Origin of the sequence: Microbacterium trichothecenolyticum, assembly GCF_000956465.1 — a bacterium.
Taxonomy (GTDB): domain Bacteria; phylum Actinomycetota; class Actinomycetes; order Actinomycetales; family Microbacteriaceae; genus Microbacterium; species Microbacterium trichothecenolyticum.
In genome coordinates, this window is record NZ_JYJA01000035.1 from 61,456 (window position 1) to 76,443 (window position 14,988).

Annotated in this window: 14 protein-coding genes; 7 read left to right on the forward strand and 7 right to left on the reverse strand. The window is 70.9% G+C overall.

Going from position 1 to position 14,988, the window contains the following annotated elements:
• Positions 1 to 3: 3 nt before the first annotated feature.
• Positions 4 to 840: a xanthine dehydrogenase accessory protein XdhC gene (xdhC, locus tag RS82_RS10920; protein ID WP_045299325.1), complete on the forward strand. Its 837-nt coding sequence runs from the start codon at positions 4 to 6 to the stop codon at positions 838 to 840.
• A 26-nt stretch (positions 841 to 866) separates the two neighbouring features.
• Here xdhC and RS82_RS10925 read toward each other — a convergent pair whose 3' ends face one another.
• The 3 genes from RS82_RS10925 to RS82_RS10935 all read right to left on the reverse strand — a co-directional run bounded on the left by RS82_RS10925 (position 867) and on the right by RS82_RS10935 (position 2,505).
• Positions 867 to 1,358: a nucleoside deaminase gene (locus RS82_RS10925; RefSeq protein ID WP_045299327.1), complete on the reverse strand. Its 492-nt coding sequence runs from the start codon at positions 1,356 to 1,358 to the stop codon at positions 867 to 869.
• Positions 1,359 to 1,416: 58 nt separating this feature from the next.
• Positions 1,417 to 1,884 (reverse strand): ribonuclease E activity regulator RraA, encoded by a 468-nt coding sequence (gene rraA / locus RS82_RS10930; protein WP_045299329.1) that lies wholly within the window; start codon positions 1,882 to 1,884, stop codon positions 1,417 to 1,419.
• Between the two features lie 87 nt (positions 1,885 to 1,971).
• The gene (locus tag RS82_RS10935) at positions 1,972 to 2,505 is read right to left on the reverse strand and encodes a winged helix-turn-helix domain-containing protein (RefSeq protein WP_157005521.1); all 534 of its coding nucleotides are present in this window, start codon (positions 2,503 to 2,505) and stop codon (positions 1,972 to 1,974) included.
• 57 nt (positions 2,506 to 2,562) lie between these two features.
• Between RS82_RS10935 and RS82_RS10940 the strand changes: the two genes are divergently transcribed.
• The 4 genes from RS82_RS10940 to RS82_RS10955 all read left to right on the forward strand — a co-directional run bounded on the left by RS82_RS10940 (position 2,563) and on the right by RS82_RS10955 (position 7,131).
• Positions 2,563 to 3,990 (forward strand): MFS transporter, encoded by a 1,428-nt coding sequence (locus RS82_RS10940; protein ID WP_052676784.1) that lies wholly within the window; start codon positions 2,563 to 2,565, stop codon positions 3,988 to 3,990.
• Positions 3,991 to 4,123: 133 nt separating this feature from the next.
• On the forward strand, positions 4,124 to 5,281 hold the full coding sequence (locus RS82_RS10945; RefSeq protein WP_045299331.1) for a type III polyketide synthase: 1,158 nt from the start codon (positions 4,124 to 4,126) through the stop codon (positions 5,279 to 5,281).
• Between the two features lie 13 nt (positions 5,282 to 5,294).
• Positions 5,295 to 5,999 (forward strand): methyltransferase domain-containing protein, encoded by a 705-nt coding sequence (locus tag RS82_RS10950; protein WP_045299333.1) that lies wholly within the window; start codon positions 5,295 to 5,297, stop codon positions 5,997 to 5,999.
• Complete coding sequence (locus tag RS82_RS10955; protein ID WP_084695580.1) at positions 5,992 to 7,131, forward strand: FAD-dependent oxidoreductase; 1,140 nt, start codon at positions 5,992 to 5,994, stop codon at positions 7,129 to 7,131. The genes RS82_RS10950 and RS82_RS10955 overlap by 8 nt, the downstream gene beginning before the upstream one ends.
• A gap of 171 nt (positions 7,132 to 7,302) precedes the next feature.
• Here RS82_RS10955 and RS82_RS10960 read toward each other — a convergent pair whose 3' ends face one another.
• Positions 7,303 to 8,145: a UbiA family prenyltransferase gene (locus tag RS82_RS10960; RefSeq protein WP_045299335.1), complete on the reverse strand. Its 843-nt coding sequence runs from the start codon at positions 8,143 to 8,145 to the stop codon at positions 7,303 to 7,305.
• A gap of 131 nt (positions 8,146 to 8,276) precedes the next feature.
• On the opposite strand from RS82_RS10960, the gene RS82_RS10965 reads away from it, so the two are divergent.
• Complete coding sequence (locus RS82_RS10965) at positions 8,277 to 8,858, forward strand: nitroreductase family protein (protein ID WP_045299337.1); 582 nt, start codon at positions 8,277 to 8,279, stop codon at positions 8,856 to 8,858.
• A 121-nt stretch (positions 8,859 to 8,979) separates the two neighbouring features.
• Here the strand turns inward: RS82_RS10965 and RS82_RS10970 are convergent, their stop codons facing one another.
• A complete protein-coding gene (locus tag RS82_RS10970; protein WP_084695581.1) occupies positions 8,980 to 11,193 on the reverse strand; it encodes an ATP-dependent Clp protease ATP-binding subunit in 2,214 nt (737 codons plus the stop codon).
• Between the two features lie 93 nt (positions 11,194 to 11,286).
• A complete protein-coding gene (locus RS82_RS10975) occupies positions 11,287 to 12,951 on the reverse strand; it encodes a SulP family inorganic anion transporter (RefSeq protein WP_045299339.1) in 1,665 nt (554 codons plus the stop codon).
• A 212-nt stretch (positions 12,952 to 13,163) separates the two neighbouring features.
• On the opposite strand from RS82_RS10975, the gene RS82_RS10980 reads away from it, so the two are divergent.
• A complete protein-coding gene (locus RS82_RS10980) occupies positions 13,164 to 13,574 on the forward strand; it encodes a DUF7144 family membrane protein (RefSeq protein ID WP_045299341.1) in 411 nt (136 codons plus the stop codon).
• Between the two features lie 25 nt (positions 13,575 to 13,599).
• Here RS82_RS10980 and RS82_RS10985 read toward each other — a convergent pair whose 3' ends face one another.
• Positions 13,600 to 14,682, reverse strand: a complete 1,083-nt coding sequence (locus tag RS82_RS10985; RefSeq protein WP_245619583.1) for a GlxA family transcriptional regulator — start codon at positions 14,680 to 14,682, stop codon at positions 13,600 to 13,602.
• Between the last annotated feature and the right edge of the window lie 306 nt (positions 14,683 to 14,988).

Below are 14,988 nucleotides of genomic sequence, written 5' to 3' on the forward strand. Positions count from 1 at the left end.
GCCGTGGACTGGCTCGACGCGGTGCGGACCCTGCGCGACGCCCGCACGCCCGCAGTGATCGTGACGCTGGCGATGGTGCGCGGCCACGCCCCGCGCAACGGCGGCGCGAAGATGGTCGTCTCGCCGGGCGGGGTCTTCGAGACGATCGGAGGCGGCAACCTCGAGGCCACCGCCCTCGCCCGCGCCCGTGCGATGCTCGCCTCCGGAACCGCCGAGCCGGAGCTGCTGACGCTCACCCTGAGCGACAAGGAGACCACGGAGTACGGCGTGCAGTGCTGCGGAGGAGAGGTCACGCTCATGCTGGAGCCGGTGCGGGTCGTGCCGTCGGTCGCGGTGTTCGGGATGGGACACGTGGGACTCGAGGTGGCGCGGATCCTCGCGCGCCAGCACATCGACCTGCACCTCGTCGACTCCAGGGAGGCGATGCTCGGCCCGACGCGCCTGGGGATCGGCGGCGCCCCGGGGCCGCTCGCCGACGCGGTCGCGGGGGTGCATGTGCACCATGCGCCGGTGCCGGAGGCCGTGCTGGCGTCGGTGCCGGCCGGGACGCACGTGCTCGTCATGACCCACGACCACGCCGAAGACCTCGCGATCGTCGACCAGGCGCTGCGCATCGAGGGCATCGCCTCGATCGGCCTCATCGGCTCGCGCTCCAAGTGGGCCCGCTTCCGGGCACGCCTCCAGGAGGCCGGCCACGACCAGGCGTCCCTGGCCAGGGTGACGACGCCGATCGGTCTGCCCGAGATCCCCGGCAAGCAGCCCGCCACGATCGCGGTGAGCGTCTCCGCCCAGCTGCTGCAGCTGATCGAGCAGGCCGCCCCCGTCGCTTCGAGTCCCTGAGTGAGCGGGCCGTTCGAGGCGTTTCGTCAGTACTCGATGCGGGTCGAGGTCCGGCCCCACTCGGTGAACGGCGCGATGCGATGCTCGGGGGTGAGGTCGATCGACTCCACGGGCATGATGTCGCGATGCTCGGGGTGGCCGTCGAAGTAGCGGTAGAAGACCGCGTCGTCGAAGCCCGCCGCCGCGGCGTCCTCGCGGTCGGCAGCGAAGTACACCCGGTCCACGCGAGCCCAGAGCGCGGTGCCCAGGCACATCGGGCACGGCTCGCAGCTCGTGTAGAGCGTCGCTCCGGTGAGGTCGAACGTCCCCAATCCCTGGCATGCCCGCCGGATGGCGACGACCTCGGCGTGCGCCGACGGGTCGAGGTCGGCGGTGACGCGGTTCACCCCCTCGAAGACCTGCCCGTCCGCCGACACCACGACCGCCCCGAACGGACCGCCCGCATTGCGGACGTTCTCGGTCGCGATCTCGATGGCCCGGGCGAGGTAGCGGGCGGGCGTCCCGTCGGTGGAGGACATCAGGCCTCCACCATACGAGCGCCCAGCGCCCCGCGCATCACCCCCGCGCGCGAGGCCGTCACCGCTCGACCAGCACCCCGTCGGCGTCGGCCCACACATGCTTGTGCGGGACGAAGGCGACGCCCGCGATGACCACCGGCACGTCGACCTCGCCGACGCCCGTCTTCGCGCTCTTGCGCGGGTTGGAGCCGAGCGCCTTGACGCCGAGGTCGAGCTCGCCGATCGCCACCCGGTCGCGGATCGCGCCGTGCACGATGATCCCCGCCCAGCCGTTCTCGACGGCGGAGGCCGCGATGAGGTCGCCCACCAGCGCGGACTCGAGCGATCCGCCCCCGTCGATGACGAGCACGGCGCCGACGCCCGGGGTCGCGAGCACCGCCTTCACGAGCGCGTTGTCGCGGTGGCACCGCACGGTTCGAATCGGCCCGTCGAACGCGACGCGCCCGCCGATGTCGTGCAGCTGCAGCGCGAGCGAGTCCAGCTCGTCGCCGCGTTCGTCGTAGAGGTCGGCCGTCGCGGTGGTCATGCTCCGACGCTATGACGATGCTGCGCCCCGAGGCATCCGTCATGAAGAGAAGTTCGCGCACCCTTCTGCGCACCGCAAGAACGGGCGTCAGGCCGGGGAGGGCGGGTTGTCGTCGGGGTGGAGGGTGCTGAAGAACGAGTAGGTGTCGCCGTCAGCGTCGGGATCGCGCTCCTTGAACTCGTTGACCAGTTCGTACAGGCGGCGCTGGAACTCCTCCTTGTGCTCGTCGTTGAGCTTGAGACCGAGCCAGGTGACGTCCAGGTCGTCGGGGTCGAGCCCTTCGATCTGCTGGAGGAACGTCTCGACCAGGATCGGCGAGCCGCCCGGCATCGACGTGCGCCACGACAGCCCCGTCGCCTTGTACGGCACCTCACGGGCGCCCTGCGCGCCGGTGCGCTCGGCCTGCGCGGCGAGATAGCCGGTCTGGACCAGCGTGCGCACGTGGTGGAGCATCGTGCCGGGGTTCACGCCCAGCAGGCCGGCGAGCTCCTTGTTGGTGCGCGATTCGAACGCGCACAGGCGCAGCACGCGCAATCGGAGCGGCGAACTGAGCGCGCGCATCCGGGCCTCCGCCTCGGGGTCTCCCTCGCGCAGTTCGATCCGCTCTTCCTGGTCCGCCACGACGTCAGCGTACAAGACCGATTGACACACCTCAATCAGTGACGCAGACTGATTGGCATGTCCCAATCAGACGAGGTCCGCGAGGCCGAGGTCGTCGACGACGCCGCCCTCGCGGAGGCCCGGGCCGAGTCCTCCACGCTCACCTCGCGCGCCGACGCGGGCGAAGCGGTGGAAGCGGATCAGGATGCTGCAGCCGCCCCGGACTCATCTCCACCGGCACCGAAGGGTTCGCTGTGGCGCGACCGCAACTTCCTGACGCTGTGGTCGGGGCAGGCGCTCAGCCAGTTCGGCGCGCAGATCACCGAGCTCGCCATCCCGGTGCTGGCGGTGCTGATGCTGAACGCGACCGAGTGGGAGGTCGGACTGCTCAATGCGGCGCAGGTCGCGGCCTTCCTCGTCGTCGGCCTTCCCGCCGGGGCGTGGATCGACCGGATGCGCAAGCGCCGCGTCATGATCTGGGCGGACGCGGTCCGGGCAGTGGCGCTCGCGACGCTCCCCGTCCTCGCCCTGCTCGGTGTGCTGGAGATCTGGCACATGATCGTCGTCGCGTTGATCATGGGCGTGGCGACCGTGTTCTTCGACGTCTCGTACCAGAGCATCATCCCCTCGCTCGTGCGCACCGACCAGATCGGCGAGGCGAACGGCAAGCTGCAGTCGACCTACGAGCTCGCCAATATCGCGGGCCCCGGCATCGGCGGCTGGCTCATCGGAGTGCTCACGGCGCCGTTCGCGATCTTCGCGACAGTCGGCACGTACGTCGCCTCCTTCGTCGCGCTGCTCTTCACACGTGACCACGAGAAGCCTCGCGCCAGGGAGGATCACAAGCCCCTGGTTCAGGAGATCGGTGAGGGCCTGCGCTGGGTGTTCGGGAATCCGCTGCTGCGCCGCATCGTCGGCACGACGGGGACGGCGAACTTCTTCGGGACGATCGCGCAGACGCTGGTGCCGATCTTCGTGCTGCGCGAGCTGGGCCTGAGTCCTCAGCTGTTCGGCATCGTGTTCTCGCTGTCGGCGGTCGGCGGCCTCGTCGGCGCCATGGTGACGCCGCGGATCATCGCGTGGCTCGGCGAGGCCCGTGCGATCCCGATCAGCGCGATCGCGTTCAGCGTCGCGCCCTTCTTCCTCCCGGTGATCTCCCTCGTGCCGGCGCTCGCCTTCCCGCTGCTGGTGGTGCAGGGGTTCATCATGAGCTTCACGATCCTGCTGTACAACATCACGCAGGTGACGTTCCGCCAGCGCATCACGCCGCCGCGTCTCCTCGGCCGGATGAACGCATCGATCCGCTTCGTCGTGTGGGGCGTCATGCCGATCGGGGCACTCATCGCCGGCGCGCTGGGAACGTGGATCGGCACCGTTCCGACACTGTGGATCGCCGCGACCGGCGAGCTTCTCGCGTGCCTGTTCGTCGTCATCGGCCCGTTCTGGCGCATGCGGGAACTCCCCGACGCGCACGCCGAGCACACTGACCACGAGCCCGCCGGCTGACAGACCAGGATGCCTCGGCCCGCCGCGCAGGGTGCGGGCCGAGGCATCCGTCCCCCTCCGCCCTGCGGTACCCGACCTGCGGGATTCCGGCAAGGTCGTGCCCTTCGGGGTTCGAGCATGCTTAGGTTGCACCATGACGGCCCGCATCGTCTCGATCGGCACAGCTGTTCCGCCCACCCGCATCGCGCAGGCGGTCGCGCGCGACATCTTCGCGGCGCAGGAGGGCGCCGACCGGCTCGCGCGGCGCCGCATCCAGGCGGTCTTCGACGCGTCGGCGATCGAACAGCGGCATACGGTCCTCGCCGAGTTCGCGTCCGGCCCGGCGACCGGCGCCGCTGACCCTGCCGCGTTCGTCGACGTCGAGGGCCGACTCCTGTCCCCCACCACCGGCGCGCGCAACCAGCGCTTCATCGCGTCGGCGCCGAAGCTCACCGCCGCCGCCGCCCGCACCGCGCTGGCCGACGGCGGGATCGATCCTTCCGCGGTGACCCACGTCGTCACCGTCTCGTGCACGGGGCTCTTCGCGCCCGGCCCGGACTATCACCTCGTCCGCGAACTCGGGCTGCGGCCGACAGTCGAGCGCTGTCACCTCGGGTTCATCGGATGCGCCGCGGCGCTGCCCGCACTGCGCGTGGCGTCGGCCCTGGCGGGGAGCAAGCCGGACGCGGTCGTGCTGGTCGCCGCGACCGAGCTGTGCACGCTCCACCTGCGGCCCTCGAACGATCCGCAGCAGATCGTCGCAGCATCCGTCTTCGCCGATGGCGCGGCGGCGGCGATCGTCACCGCCGATCCGGCCGCGGGAAACCCCGGCGGCCTCGAGCTCGACAGGTTCGGCACAGCCCTCACCGACGAGGGCGAGACCGACATGGTCTGGACGATCGGCGACAACGGGTTCGAGATGATCCTCTCTGCCGAGGTGCCGCGCATCATCGGCCGCGAGATCCAGGGCGCGGTGGGCAGATTCCTGGGCGACGACGCGCCCCCCGAGGTGTGGGCGGTGCACCCCGGCGGCCGCAGCGTGCTCGATCGCGTCGAGACCGGGCTCGACCTCCCAGCCCATGCCCTCGCGGTCTCGCGCGCAGTGCTGCGGGACTTCGGCAACATGTCCAGCGCGACGATCCTGTTCATCCTCGCCGCGCTCCTGCGCGACGACGACGTCCGCGATGGCGCGCGCGTCGCCGGACTGGCCTTCGGCCCGGGGCTCACCGTCGAGTCGGCGCTGATGACCCGGCGCCGTCCGGCGGTCACGGGCGCGGAGGACGTCGGCCTCGCCCTGGCGGCCTCCGCGTGACGGCGGCGCCGGCATGACCCTCGCCGTCCGCGACGACCGGCTCGCCGAGCTCATGGACGACCCCGACTGCGATCCGGATGCCCTGCGCGCCACGCTGCGGCGCTTCGGCACGGTCAACCGCCTCGTGTCGGGCTGGGGCGTCGTGTACCGCACCCGGCTGCGCCCGCACCTGAGAGCCCTCGGCCGGCCGGCGCACGTCCTCGACATCGGATCGGGCGGCGGAGACCTCGTCGCGCGCCTCGCCGCGGCCGCCCGGCATGACGGGCTCGAGGTGACCTGGACAGGCATCGACCCCGACCCGCGCGCGCACGAGGTCGCCACGGCACGCGGGCCGATCGCCACGGCGAGCTTCCGGAGATCGGATGCCGCCACCCTGGTCGCGGAGGGCCGCACGTACGACGCGGTGCTGTCGAATCACGTCCTCCACCACCTCGGCGACGATCTCCCCGCGTTCGCCGAGGAATCGCTCACGCTCTCCCGCGGCATCGTGCTGCACAGCGACATCGCCCGCTCGCGGCTGGCGTACGGGCTCTACGCCGTGGGGATCACGCCGTTTGAGCGCGGCACCTTCCTTCGCACCGACGGCCTTCGCTCGATCCGCCGCAGCTACACGCGCGCCGAGCTCGCGGCCGCGCTCGAGGACAGCAGCCGGGGCGCCTGGACGGTGCAGATGCCGGTGCCCTTCCGCCTCGTCGCCGTCGGGCGCGGCCGTGCGTGACGTCACCGTCGTCGGCGCCGGGCCCGTCGGGATGCTGCTCGCCGGCGAGCTCGCCCGTCGCGGAGTCGACGTCGAGCTCCTCGAACGGCGACCCGCTGTCGGCGACGGCACCCGGGCCATCGGCATCCACTCCCCCGTCCTGGCGGCTCTCGAGGCGTCGGGCCTCACGGACCACCTCCTCGCCGAGGCGGTGCGGGTGAGACGCGGCGAGGCACGTTCACGCGGCCGCCTGCTCGGGACGGTGCACTTCGACGTCCTCTCGGCGCGCTTCCCCTTCGTGGCGACACTGCCGCAGGCGGCCACCGAGTCCGTGCTCGGCGCCGCGGCCCCCAAGCCGCTGCGCGGGGCGTACGTGCTCGCGGTGATCCCGCATCGCGACGCCGTGGTGGTGCGCGCAGGCCTCCTCGGCCGCCCGATCGAGTCCGAGAGCCGCATCGTGGTCGTCGCAGGCGGAGGCGCCGCGCGCGACCTCGTCTACCGGCCCGGCGCCGTGCCGGCGCGGGACTACCGCGACCGATACCTGATGACGGATGCCGCCGCCGACGGCGCCGCTGACGGCGAGCTCGCCGTGATCCACCTCGATCCTGACGGCGTGCTCGAGTCGTTCCCGCTGCCCGGCGGCCGCCGCCGGTTCGTCGCGTGGGACCCGCCGGGCGCAGACGACGAGCCCGAGGCGCGCACTCGGCGGCTGCGCGACGCGCTCGCCCGTCGAGGGGAGGCTGCGGCGGCCGATGGGGTGACGGCGGCGACGTCGTTCGGCGTGCGCCGAGTCGTCGCGCCCCGGCTGCGCCACGGCCGCGTGTTCGCGATCGGAGACACCGCCCACGAGGTCAGCCCGATCGGCGGGCAGGGCATGAACCTCGGCCTGCTCGACGCGGTGACGCTGGCGCCGCTCCTGGCCTCCTGGGTGCGCACCGGCCGCGCCCCCGACGTCGGGTTGCTGCGGTGGGAAGCCCGTCGGGTCCAGTCGGCGCGACGGGCCGCGTCGCTGGCGAGCGTGAACACGGCGCTCGGCCGGCCCAGCGGTCGCGGCGACGCGCTGAGGCGCGCGGCGGTGCGCGCGATGCTCGCCGGCCCGTCCGCCCGACTGTTCGCGCGTGCCTACTCGATGGGCTTCGACGTCGACGCCTGACGTGCCGCCGGCCCGAGGTCAGCCGGGGTCCGGTTGTGGGTTTGGGGCGCACAATGTCCGTCGGGGCGCATAAACACCGCCCCAATGGAGGCATCGCGCCCCAAACCCGGCCGGGAGGGGATGGTGCCACCCCTGACCCAGCGAGCGGATGCCTCGACGCCGGGCCCCGCGTCACGCGACGAAGGCGCTGCCCGAGGCGACGAGCTGGGCTGCGAGGAGCAGCGCCGCCAGCATCACGAGGCGGAACAGCGCGCGCGTCGGCGGCCTCGAGATCGCGCGCCACGCGGTCACTGCCGCCACGGCGACGACGGCCGCGAAGAAGACCCACGACACCGGCGACACGGCCCCGAGGTCACCGCCGGCGGCCCCGAGCAGCACCGCGACCGCACCGCCCACGACGGCGAGCGCGGCGACGATCGCCGCCAGCCGCGGTCCGAGCCGGTGCGGAAGACCGCGCACGCCGGTGCGCGCATCGTCGGCGAGGTCGGGCAGCACGTTCGTGAGGTGCACGGCGGCGCCGAGCGCGGCGCCGGCGATCCACGCCCACGGCGCCGCGAACGAGGGGTCGGGCGCCGACAGCGTCGCGAGCGACGGGAAGATCCCGAAGCTCACGAGGAACGGCACGATCGACCACGGGGTCGATTTCAGGCCCGCGTTGTAGGCCCAGGCCGAACCGAGCGCCAGAGCGTGGGCGGCCAGCATCCGCCAGCCCAACGGCGCGGAGAGAACCAGAGCCGACGCCAGCAGTCCGAGCGCGGCGCCCCACGCGGCCTGCGCCGAGACGTCTCCGCGGGCGATCGGCTTGTCGGTGCGCCCCACGGCGCGATCCCGCTCAGCGTCGAGGGCGTCGTTCGAGATGCCGACCGACAGCTGCCCCGCGAAGACCGACGTCGTCAGCAGCGCCAGGCGCCAGGCCTCGAGCCCCGTCGCGATGCCCAGGGCGAGGGCGAGCGCAGTCACGACGAGCGTCGGCCCCGGATGCGAAGAACCCCACAGAGCACGGACGGTGCGCACGCGTCGATGCTCTCACGACCCGGTCGACGACGCGGGAGGACATGGAGGGAATGTTCCCAGGTCTATGTCGTTGCATGGATCTGGGCCGACGGGGTCCCGGAAGAGATCGCTCGACCCCAGAGGAGCAGCCCATGTCCACTCTCACCGCCCGCACCGCCGAGACCGACGCGCCGATCATCGACGTGCTCGCCGAGCGCTGGAGCACCCGCATCTTCGACCGCGAGTCGGTCATCGACGAGGCCGCCCTCGCGAGCGCGCTCGAGGCCGCCCGCTGGACGCCGACGGCCGCCAACACACAGGCCTGGCGCGTCATCGTCGCCCGTCGAGGCTCGGCCGCGCACGCCACCGTTCTCGGCTCGCTCGCCGGCTTCAACAGCGCGTGGGCGGGCGACGCCGCCGCGCTCGTCGTGTTCGTCGCCGAGACCACGCGCGACGGCGAGCCGATGCGCTGGGCTCAGTACGACACCGGCCAGGTCGCGGCGCACTTCACCGTGCAGGCCCACGCCGACGGCCTGTCGACTCACCAGATGGGCGGCTTCGACCGCGATGCCATCACCGCCGGCTTCGGCCTCAGCTCCGACTTCACTCCCGTCACCGTCATGGCGGTCGGCGAGCTCGGCGACATCCGGCTGGCGTCGGAAGAGCTGCAGGCCCGCGAGAACGCCCCGCGCGTGCGCCGCCCCGCCGCCGACTCGGTGCTCGTGAACGACTGATCCACTGGTACGGGAAACGGATGCCTCGACCCGCTGCTGCGGGTCGAGGCATCCGTGTTCCCTCTGTCTTGCCGGGTTTGGGGCACGCTGAGACGCGGAGGCCGGGGGCGACCTCCCACCATCAGTCGTCGAGCAGCTCGGCCTCGATCACGTCGTCGTCTTCCGTCGGGGGCTCGGCCGCGACGGGGCCGTCGCTCGTCAGCACGAGCGACGAGCCGTCGGCGGCGACATCCACCCGCACCACGTCGCCGTCGCGCACACCGCCCGAGAGCAGGGCCATCGCGAGGCGGTCCTGGATCTCGGACTGGATGAGGCGACGCAGTGGCCGCGCACCGAACACCGGGTCGTAGCCGCGCTCGGCGAGCCAGGCACGCGCATCGGGCGTCACGGCGAGGGCGAGGCGGCGGTCCTTGAGGCGACGCTGCAACGCGAACACGGCGAGCTCGACGATCTGCGCCAGGTCGTCCTGGCTGAGCGCGGCGAACATCACGATGTCGTCGAGCCGGTTCAGGAACTCGGGCTTGAACGCCTGCCGCACGATCGCCATGACGGCGTCGCGCTTCTCGTCGGCCGAGAGCACCGGGTCGATGAGGATGGGCGAGCCGATGTTCGACGTCAGGATGAGGATCACGTTCGTGAAGTCGACCGTGCGACCCTGGCCGTCGGTGAGCCGGCCGTCGTCCATGACCTGCAGCAGCACGTCGAACACCTCGGGGTGGGCCTTCTCGACCTCGTCGAGCAGCACCACCGAGTAAGGGCGCCGACGCACGGCCTCGGTGAGCTGGCCACCCTGCTCGTACCCGATGTAGCCGGGAGGGGCGCCGACGAGGCGCGAGACCGAGTGCTTCTCGCCGTACTCCGACATGTCGATGCGCACCATCGCGTGCTCGTCGTCGAAGAGGAACTCCGCGAGCGCCTTGGCGAGCTCGGTCTTGCCGACGCCGGTCGGACCGAGGAACAGGAACGAGCCGGTCGGGCGACCGGGGTCGCTGATGCCCGCGCGGGAGCGTCGCACGGCATCCGACACCGCCTTCACGGCATCCTTCTGCCCGATCAGGCGCCTGCCGAGCTCGGACTCGAGGTGCAGCAGCCTCTCGGACTCCCCCTGGAGCAGCCGGCCGACGGGGATGCCGGTCCACGCCGCGATGACGGCCGCGATGTCCTCGTCGGTCACCTGCTCGTTGACCATGCGCTCCTCGGTCGACGCCGCCTCCGCCTGCTCGGCCTGCGCGATCTCGACCTCGAGGCGCTTGATGGTCTCGTACTCGAGCTTCGACGCCCGCGTGTAGTCGGCCTCGCGCAGCGCGCGATCGCGGTCGATGATCGCCTGATCGAGCTGCTTCTTGAGCTCGCCGACGCGATTGAGACCCGCGCGCTCGCGCTGCCAGCGCTGCTCGAGCACCGACAGGTCCGCTTCGGCGGTGGCCATGTGCTCGCGAAGCGTGGCGAGACGCTCCTTCGACGCGGAGTCCTTCTCCTTCTTCAGGGCGAGCTCCTCGAGCCGCATGCGGTCGATCTGGCGCCGCAGCTGGTCGATCTCGAGCGGGCTCGAGTCGATCTCCATCTTCAGCCGGCTCATCGCCTCGTCGATCAGGTCGATGGCCTTGTCGGGAAGCTGGCGGCTGGGGATGTACCGATTGGACAGGGATGCCGCGGCCACCAGGGCTCCGTCGTTGATGGTGACGCCGTGGTGGGCCTCGTAGCGGCCCTTGAGTCCGCGCAGGATCGCGACAGTGTCTTCGACACTGGGCTCGCCGACATAGACCTGCTGGAAGCGACGCTCGAGCGCAGCATCCTTCTCGATGAACTCGCGGTATTCGTTCAGCGTGGTCGCGCCGATGAGGCGCAACTCGCCGCGCGCGAGCATCGGCTTGAGCATGTTGGATGCTGCGACCGACCCCTCGCCGCCGCCCGCGCCCATGAGCACGTGCAGCTCGTCGATGAACGTGATGATGCGGCCGTCGGACTCGGTGATCTCCTTGAGCACGCTCTTCAGGCGCTCCTCGAACTGGCCGCGGTACATCGCGCCGGCGACGAGGGCGGAGATGTCGAGGGTGACGAGCTCCTTGTTCTTGAGCGACTCGGCGACGTCGCCCGCGACGATGCGCTGGGCGAGGCCCTCGACGACGGCGGTCTTTCCGACGCCGGGCTCGCCGATGAGGACGGGGTTGTTCTTCGTGCGGCGTGTCAGCACCTGGCTGACCCGCCGGATCTCGCTGTCCCGCCCGATGACGGGGTCGAGCTTGCCCTGTCGGGCACGGTCTGTGAGGTTGATGCCGAACTGCTCGAGGGCGCTCTGCGCGTCCTCCTGCCCGGGCTGTTGCGTGGCGTTCATATGTCTCCTGAAATCTGGGGACCCAACTCTTGGTCAAAGTTGAGTCGTCATGGCTCAAGTTTACCAGCGGGGCGCTCCCCGAGCAATGCGACGCTAGTCCTCGATCTCTGCCCGGGCGTCGGCGTAGGCGCGGCGCAGCCCTTCGCCCACCCATTCGGTGCCGCGGTAGACGTTGTCGGCGCCGATGTCGGCGGTGAGTCCACCGGCATCGAGCTGCGAGATGACGCGGTCCTCCGTGGCCACCACCTTGAGTGTCGAGTCGGCATCTCGCAGCCCGGCCGCGAACCGCCGCAGCACTTCGACGTGCGAGAGGCCGATCTCGTCGGTGCCGCGCAGACGCACGATGACCACCGATCCGCTCGATTCGCGCCTGACGTCGGGCAGCTGGCGCTCGAACACCGGCGCGCTGGCGAAGAACAGGCTCCCGTAGGGCTGCAGCACCAGCACCTCGCCCGGTGGAACGACTGCGGGGGGATCGGTCTCGCGCATGCGACCATCGTGGGCGATCACGACGGCCCTCACCCGCACGCTGTTCGACTGCTCGGCGACGTACAGGATGACACCGAGCCCCACACCGACGAGCACGGCGAACTGCAACGGGATGATCAGCGTCAGTCCGAACGTCACCGCCATGATCGTCGTCGGCAGCGGGCCCGACTTGATCACCGAGTAGATGCGGCTCGGCTTGATCGCGCGCCAGCCCACGACGATGAGCAGCCCCGCGAGTGCCGGCATCGCCACGAACGCGACGACGTCGGCCAGGGCGAAGATCACGACGGCCATCACGGCCCCCGCGATGAACAACGACATCCGCGTCTTCGCACCCGCCTGCACGATGAGCGACGAGCCGGACATCGACCCGCCGACCGGCATGCCCTGGAACAGCCCCGAGACGACGTTGCCGAGTCCTTGCCCCATGAAGTCGCGGTTCGCGTCGGCACGCCTGCCGTCGGCGGTCGGGATGCCGGCGGAGACGGCTGCCCCCTGCACGAGGCCGATGAAGGTGAGCGACAGCGCCGGAATGAGCAGGGTCGGGGCATCGGCGATGCTCGGCAGCACCGGCGCAGGCAGCCCGCGCGGCACGTCGACGATGTCGCGCAGCAGCACGACGGAGTCCGGCACCCACACATTCAGCAGCACCGCGCACAGCGAGCCCACCACCACGGCGATGACGAGCCCCATGCTGCCGACCCGGGTCGGCAGGAGCACCACGATGATGAGGATCGCGATCGCGCCGACGACAAGGGACGGGATGTTCCACTGCCCGACATGCACGAGCACGTCGATCGTCTTGAGCAGCCGGTTGGCGCCCTGCGCCTGGTAGCCGGTGAAGTTCGACAGCTGGCCGAGGATGATGTTGACGCCGATCGCCGTGACGAAACCGGTCATGACCGGCGTCGGCACGAAGCTGATCAGCCGCCCGCCGCGCAGGAGGCCCGCGATCACCATGATGATGCCGGTCAGGATCGCGAGGGTGAAGAGCCCGCGATCCGGATCGGGGAGGGTCTCGAGCCCTGCATCCGAGACGACGAGCGCCATCGCGCTGGTCGCCTGCACGGCCATGAACGCGCTGCTCGTGAGCACGGCCGCACCCACCATGCCGAAGAGGTACCCGTAGAGGCCGGCGAGCGGGTTCACCCCGGCCAGCAGCCCCGCGGCGAGGCCGTCGGGCACCGCCTCGACGCCGAGGATCACACCCGCGACGGCGTCCTTGCGCAGCGTCTTACGGGAGAACCACGATCTCGGATCGAACCCCACGGGTCACACGCTAGCGAAGGCCTCCCCGCACGCGGCGGGAACCTTTCGACGCGCACGGACATCGCGCGTCATTCGCGCGACCTGCATGAAGAGGACTCTTCCCAGGATTCTCCCAGGATGGCTAGTCTGACGCCTAGCGGCACCAACACCGCACGGGCGCCGCGACGCCCGACGCTGAACGGCCTCCCCGGCCGACATGAAGGGACCTCGCCATGACCAACTCTGATGTCAACACCTCCGGTTGGGCCGGATGGGGCGTCTTCGCCGCCGTCGTGCTCATCGTCGGCGGCACGATCGACGCCTTCCACGGCCTGCAGGCGCTCATCGGCCCTGACACGGCCTACTTCCTCGGGCAGGAAGCGCTCTTCTCGATCGACGTCCAGGGCTGGGGCTGGTGGCACCTGATCGCCGGCGCGCTGCTCATCCTCGTCGGCATCTTCCTGCTGCTGGGCGCGACCTGGGCGCGCGTCACCGCGATCGTGCTCGTCGCGATCAACGCGATCGGCCAGATCACGCTCATCTCGGTGCAGCCGTGGCTGTCGCTGGCACTGCTCGCCGTCGACATCCTCGTGATCTACGCGCTCACCGTGCACGGCCGCGAGATCGACGCCAAGAAGGCCTGACCCCGTCGTAGGGCGTGAGAACGCCCTACGCCACGGACACGAGAACGGATGCCTCGTCCCCCGCTTCGGCGGAGGCCGAGGCTGGGCCCCCGCGCCCGGAGGCTCCGAACGACGCGTCAGCGGCGTGTGGGGTGGGCGTGGGGACCCTCATCTCATCGAGGTGGCAGGTGAAGCGCGAGCGGTACCCGGTCGGCGTCGTGCCGAGCACACGCGCGAAGTTCTGGCGTAGCACGGCGGCCGACCCGAACCCGCTCTCGTAAGCGATGCGGTCGAGACCGAGGTCGGTCTTCTCGAGCAGGCGCTGGGCGTGGATGATCCGCTGGCGGGCGAGCCACGCGGCCGGCGTCGCGCCGTAGTCGGCCTTGAACCGACGGGCGAACGTGCGCGGCGACATGTGCGCCTTCGACGCGAGCTGGTCGACCGTGAGGTCGAGGCGCAGGTTGTCGAGCATCCAGTCGGTGACGGGCGCGAGCGACAGCGACGTCGTGGCCGGAAGCGGGTTCGCGATGAACTGCGCCTGACCGCCGTCGCGCTGCGGCGGAACGACCATGCGGCGGGCGATGATGTTGGTGAGCTCCGCGCCGAGCTCCTGACGCAGCAGGTGCAGGCAGGCGTCGAGACCCGCGGCGGTGCCGGCGCTCGTGATGATGCGGCCGTCCTGCACGTAGAGCACGTCGGGGTCGACGTCGATGGACGGGTACATCTCCTTCATCTTCTGCGCGTACATCCAGTGCGTCGTCGCACGGCGGCCGTCGAGCACGCCGGAGGCCGCGACGACGAACGACCCGCTGCACACGCTCAGCACCCACGCGTCGCGGGCGACCGCGGCGCGGATGACATCGAGCACACGGTCGTCGACGCTGCCCCAGTACTGGTGGGGAACCGGCGACACCACCACGAGGTCGGCCTCGTATGCGAACGAGAGGTCGGCGTCGACGTTGATCGAGAAGCCCATCTTGGACTGCACGACTCCCGGGTCGGGCGTGACCACGCGGAAGTCGAAGTTCGGGATGCCGTCGTCGGACCGGTCGAGGCCGAACGCCTCGCACGCGACTCCGAACTCGAACGGCGCGAAGCCGTCCGTGACGATGCAGGCCACCGTTTTCATGCGAACCTCCGCGACTGGCAGTTTTCGTGCGATGTGTGTCAATTCTGCCACTCGTGGCAGGACTGACGCAAGCGTAGCGTTTCTGCCATGTTCATGGTGATTCTTCTCGCAGCCCTGTCCGCGGTGGCCTTCGCATCGACGATCGCCGCCCTTCGCAACGACGGTTACCGTCGCCTCCCCACCGACCGCACCCGCCTCCCCTGATGCGGCGCCGGCCACCCCGACCCCTCCTCAACTGAGGATGAGAGCCGGGATGAGGGGCGGATCCCGCGATTCGCTCCTCATCCCGGCTCTCGTCCTCATATG

Coding starts and splice junctions, on each gene's coding strand:
- RS82_RS10925 (WP_045299327.1), bottom strand. CDS start 1,358: ATGTCCTCCACCGACGGGACGCCCGCCCGCTACCTCGCCCGGGCCATC.
- rraA (WP_045299329.1), bottom strand. CDS start 1,884: ATGACCACCGCGACGGCCGACCTCTACGACGAACGCGGCGACGAGCTG.
- RS82_RS10940 (WP_052676784.1), top strand. CDS start 2,563: ATGTCCCAATCAGACGAGGTCCGCGAGGCCGAGGTCGTCGACGACGCC.
- RS82_RS10945 (WP_045299331.1), top strand. CDS start 4,124: ATGACGGCCCGCATCGTCTCGATCGGCACAGCTGTTCCGCCCACCCGC.
- RS82_RS10950 (WP_045299333.1), top strand. CDS start 5,295: ATGACCCTCGCCGTCCGCGACGACCGGCTCGCCGAGCTCATGGACGAC.
- RS82_RS10965 (WP_045299337.1), top strand. CDS start 8,277: ATGTCCACTCTCACCGCCCGCACCGCCGAGACCGACGCGCCGATCATC.
- RS82_RS10970 (WP_084695581.1), bottom strand. CDS start 11,193: ATGAACGCCACGCAACAGCCCGGGCAGGAGGACGCGCAGAGCGCCCTC.
- RS82_RS10980 (WP_045299341.1), top strand. CDS start 13,164: ATGACCAACTCTGATGTCAACACCTCCGGTTGGGCCGGATGGGGCGTC.
- RS82_RS10985 (WP_245619583.1), bottom strand. CDS start 14,682: ATGAAAACGGTGGCCTGCATCGTCACGGACGGCTTCGCGCCGTTCGAG.